We start from the raw sequence: 4,339 nt of genomic DNA on the forward strand, positions 1-4,339 counted from the left end.
CTCTGCACAAGACTCAAAAGTTTACTATGTATCGCCCTCTGGCGCAGATTCTAATTCAGGAACTTTGTCTAAACCCTTTCAAAATATCCAAAAGTGTGCCAGTGTAGCGACGGCTGGATATACCTGTTTGATTCAAGGCGGGATTTATCGAGAAACTGTTATCCCCGCTAATTCTGGAACTGCCGGAAAACCCATTACTTTTAAAGCTTATCAAAACAAACAAGTAACAATTAGCGGTGCAGATCCGATCTCTAATTGGACTCTGCACAATCACCCCAGCGGAAAAGTCTACAAAGCAACAATGAACTGGGATTTAGGTGAAGGGAATAACCAGGTTTTTGTAAATGATGAAATGATGGTCGAGGCTAGATGGCCTAATATTAACAAAAACCCAGCACAAATTACCAGTAAAGACAAAGCGATCGCTGATGGTGGTTCAATTAACAACCCAAATGCTGCTGACAATTCACGAGTCGGCGGCACAATTTTAGATGAAGCTTTAAGTGACTTTCCTACTGGTTTTTGGAATAACGCCAAAGTCAATCACGTTCCTGGTCCAAATTGGGCACCCCATACCAGCACGATTACCAGTCACACCCCTAAAACTATTAATTTTAGCGACTATCAATATTATGCAAACTCTCTAGGCTATGCTCCAAAAGCGGGTAATTACTACTATATCTGGGGGAAGTATGAAGCTTTGGATGCACCGAAAGAATGGTTTAGAGATGCTTCGGGAAATTTATATTTATGGACGATAGATGGAAGCAATCCTGCAAGCAAACGTGTAGAAGTAAAAAAAAGGCAATGGGCATTTGAGATTAATAGTAAATCTAATATAAGCATAGAAAATATCAATATTTTCGCGGCAGGCATTCACTCAAATAATAGTTTTAATATTTCAATTAATCAAGTCAAGCTTTTGTATGGTTCTACTTTTGCAGTAATTCCCCATCTTTGGTATGACCAAGGAGCGCCAGCTATTTTATTGGGAGGAAATAATAACGAAGTAAAAAATAGCGAAATTAGGTATGCGGCAGGATCGGGAATTAGAATCGAAGGCAATTCGAGTAAAATTACTAATTCTATTATCCACGATACAAATTACTCCGGTACTAGCAGCGCCATCCATATTAAAGGCGCAGGCAATGCAATTATGTACAACACTCTATTTGATTTAGGAACTCCAGGCGCGATCAATATCAATGAATTGACGCAGGGCAAGGTGATGTACAACGAAGCATTTAATATGGGGCGGCAAAATAGCGACGGAGGTACGGTGCAGGCATGGGGACATGATGGCAAAGGGACTGAGATTGCCTATAATAAAATTCACGATAGTCAAGCAGAATACAACCCCAGTTTGCATTATTTTGGCAGCATGGGAATTTATTTAGACGGCAACAGTTCTAACTATGTAGTGCATCACAATGTTCTGTGGAATATTCCCAAGCATGGGATTGCGATTAACAGTCACGGCACTCCCTGTCTAAATACAAATAGGCAAGTGTATAACAACACTGTAGATGGAGAGATTTGGTGGGAACCGTCTCGATCTAATATGAAAGGCACTATCCTCAAAAATAATATTGCTAAAGAATTTAAAGATACCCAGTCCGCAGGGGGGATGACAGTGGAAAACAATATTGTCATGGAAAAAGATGCGGCGGGTCAAATCACTGTTCCCGATGTACAGTTTGTAAATAGAAGCAACCACGACTATCAACTCACTGCTACTTCTGCGGCTGTAGATAAAGGTGCGGTCATTTCTCCTTACACCAATGGATTTGTAGGGAAGCAACCAGATATTGGCGCTTTTGAATACAATAAGAAACCGTGGACGGCTGGTGCCGCGATCGCTCAAGAAGATTTGTCTGTGAAATAACATTCTCCGCACTGATAGGGCGGATATTCTTCGTTCAACGATTCGGCTTGCCAATCTCCTGTTCGCGAAGCGGCGCGTCAGCGCGAGCATTCGGAGCTAAAATCCCTCGGAACCTCAACCCCCAGCCCCTCGACCTCCACGGAGAGGGGAGAATAGAATATTGAACCCCTCCACGAAGAGCAGGGAGGGGCAGGGGTAGGGTTAGGTCGTACTCCTTGTCCAGTCTTCTCCACCAAGAACCCCCTCGATCCTCTCTGACTAAGGGGAACAAGGGGGTTACTGCTAATTACTTGTATCGTCTCGTTCAGGATCTGTTGAGAAAACCCTGAATTTGTTTCAGAGCATACGGAAGAATATTAAACCCTGCCCAGCCTGCTGCTGCGACAATTGGCAGCAAAACGATTAACACGCGCCAGTCAAACTCCATTGAAGTTTCCTCTCTTATTGCTTAAAGATTTTTGAACAATTCTCATATTTTATTTTTAGGCATCGGGGGACAGTTTGATACATCCCTTGACTTATCCAAACTCCCTAACTGTCCCAGACATCAATGGGGCGTCGTAAATCCCAGATCCGTCCCCTTGCCTGCATGAACCAAAGCCAACTTCTCGTAGCGCCTCGCGTGTTCGATCAGTTCTGCCGTCTCAGCCTCAGAAAGTTCGCGCACCCGCTTGGCAGGCATCCCCACCATCAGCGACAAAGGGGGCACGTCCTTCGTCACCACGCAGCCAGCACCGATAAGACTCCCAGCACCTACGCGCACGCCATCTAGCACCACTGCGCCGATGCCAATCAGGCAACCGCGTTCAATATGAGCCGAATGAATCACAGCGCGATGCCCGATGGTTACATGATCTTCCACAATGGTTGGCTTGCCGGGATCGCCGTGCAAAATCGCACCATCCTGAATATTTGTCCGTTCTCCAATTTCAATGCGTTCTACATCTCCTCGCACCACAGCCCCGAACCAGATGCTGACCCCTGCACCAATCTTTACCCAACCCATGACAACGGCATTCGGGGCGACAAAGGCAGCTAAGGAGAGATCGGGGCTAGGCCAATAGGAATTATCGGCACCGAAGGACGGGTTTAAATTACTCACAAGATGTGCTCAGTGACTCCACAAAATAACCACACTCTTTATGGTGAGGGCGAAGCTTCACCTACACAGATATAATAAAGCCACTGGCACCGTTGGACAGATACATAGAATGCCGATACACACTCCATGATGAATCCAGGCTTACAGTACCCGATCTTTGGGCCGGAGATTCACTGCCCCCATTGCCGCCAAACGATTCCGGCCTTGACGCTAACGGATACTTATCTGTGTCCGCGTCATGGTGCCTTTGAGGCAGATCCGAAGACTGGTGAACTGATTCATTTACAGTCTGGGCGTCACTGGCGTCGGTGGAGTGATGAATGGTACCGGCAGCACACCCATCCGGATGGGATTCGGTTTGAGATTCACGAAGCCCTAGACCGGCTGTATACTCAAGGCTACCGAGCGACGCGAGTCATTATTGCCAGTCGTTATCGGGAGTTAATTAGTGCTTATCTGGAACGCAGCACCCCTTGGCGGGGGCAGTCAGATCCGCCGAAACCCAGGCTGTACGGATTGCCAGTGGAATTTAGCCCGGAACCGGAAGAAGAACCCTGCTGGGAAGTGATTAATTTCGATTTGGAAAAAGAACCGGGTATCCCTGTGAGATATCCTTATTTTCGGTTGTTTGAATAATTTCGTTCGTGATTAGTCATTTGTGATTAGTCATTGGTCATTTGTGATTAGTTATTGTCAATTGGGTAAAGACTGGCAGACGATCGCGAAAGACTAAACACTAAGGGCTAAAGACTGATCGCAAAGGACAAAAATCATGCATCATGTTTCGATCCGCACCGCAAATATTCATCGCGCGATCGCTTTCTACGAACATCTGGGATTTACTGTCTGCGAACGCTTCACCGCCGGGATCACCCTTGCCTGCTGGATGGAGGGTAGTCTCGGACGCATTGAATTAATCCAGATTCCGCAACCGAAACCCGCCCCTGACGCTTTTGGAGATGAGCATTACGTCGGGTACTACCATTTGTCTTTTGATATCACCGATACCGCATCTGATTTGCCGAGTTGGTTAAATTCTTTAAAAGAACGCTTTGATGAGGCAGCACAGACTTCTCCAGAGCAGTTTTTTCCCCTGAAGGTACTTTTAGAGCCAACGCAGCAAATGATCGGCTCAAGCGTCTACGAAGTCGCTTTCATTGCCGATACCGACGGCTTACCCCTGGAATTTATCCGCGTTTTGAGCAGCAGCGGCTCGGCAAATTAAGTGTTATTAATTGGGGAAATGATGTTGTAGGGTAGCCCCTGCAACATCATTTTTTGATTTCGCAATGTCCTGACGCGCAGATGCGATCGCTTATACACCTTGCGATCGCAGATTTTCTGAATCTCAG

Annotated in this window: 5 protein-coding genes; 3 read left to right on the forward strand and 2 right to left on the reverse strand. The window is 46.2% G+C overall.

Annotation, left to right across the window (positions count from 1 at the left end; all coding sequences use genetic code 11):
* A partial coding sequence (locus tag H6F50_RS21575) for a right-handed parallel beta-helix repeat-containing protein (RefSeq protein ID WP_206754845.1) occupies window positions 1-1,885 on the forward strand: 1,885 nt, incomplete at its 5' end.
* Between the two features lie 304 nt (window positions 1,886-2,189).
* On the opposite strand, the gene H6F50_RS21580 is transcribed toward H6F50_RS21575, so the two are convergent.
* Together H6F50_RS21580 and H6F50_RS21585 are read right to left on the reverse strand one after the other, a co-directional pair.
* Window positions 2,190-2,312: a photosystem II protein Y gene (locus H6F50_RS21580; RefSeq protein ID WP_190430290.1), complete on the reverse strand. Its 123-nt coding sequence runs from the start codon at window positions 2,310-2,312 to the stop codon at window positions 2,190-2,192.
* A gap of 120 nt (window positions 2,313-2,432) precedes the next feature.
* Window positions 2,433-2,987: a gamma carbonic anhydrase family protein gene (locus H6F50_RS21585; protein ID WP_190430291.1), complete on the reverse strand. Its 555-nt coding sequence runs from the start codon at window positions 2,985-2,987 to the stop codon at window positions 2,433-2,435.
* Window positions 2,988-3,113: 126 nt separating this feature from the next.
* On the opposite strand from H6F50_RS21585, the gene H6F50_RS21590 reads away from it, so the two are divergent.
* The gene (locus H6F50_RS21590) at window positions 3,114-3,623 is read left to right on the forward strand and encodes a TIGR02652 family protein (RefSeq protein WP_190411032.1); all 510 of its coding nucleotides are present in this window, start codon (window positions 3,114-3,116) and stop codon (window positions 3,621-3,623) included.
* A gap of 136 nt (window positions 3,624-3,759) precedes the next feature.
* Window positions 3,760-4,212 carry a VOC family protein gene (locus tag H6F50_RS21595; protein WP_190430292.1) on the forward strand — a complete coding sequence of 151 codons (453 nt, stop codon included), beginning with the start codon at window positions 3,760-3,762 and terminating at the stop codon, window positions 4,210-4,212.
* Window positions 4,213-4,339 lie beyond the last annotated feature (127 nt).

It is taken from the genome of Coleofasciculus sp. FACHB-712 (assembly GCF_014695635.1).
Taxonomy (GTDB): Bacteria; Cyanobacteriota; Cyanobacteriia; order Cyanobacteriales; family FACHB-T130; genus FACHB-T130.

What these genes read in the sequence shown, in the direction of transcription:
- H6F50_RS21595 (WP_190430292.1), top strand. Translation starts at nt 3,760, where the DNA reads ATGCATCATGTTTCGATCCGCACCGCAAATATTCATCGCGCGATCGCT.
- H6F50_RS21580 (WP_190430290.1), bottom strand. Translation starts at nt 2,312, where the DNA reads ATGGAGTTTGACTGGCGCGTGTTAATCGTTTTGCTGCCAATTGTCGCA.
- H6F50_RS21590 (WP_190411032.1), top strand. Translation starts at nt 3,114, where the DNA reads ATGATGAATCCAGGCTTACAGTACCCGATCTTTGGGCCGGAGATTCAC.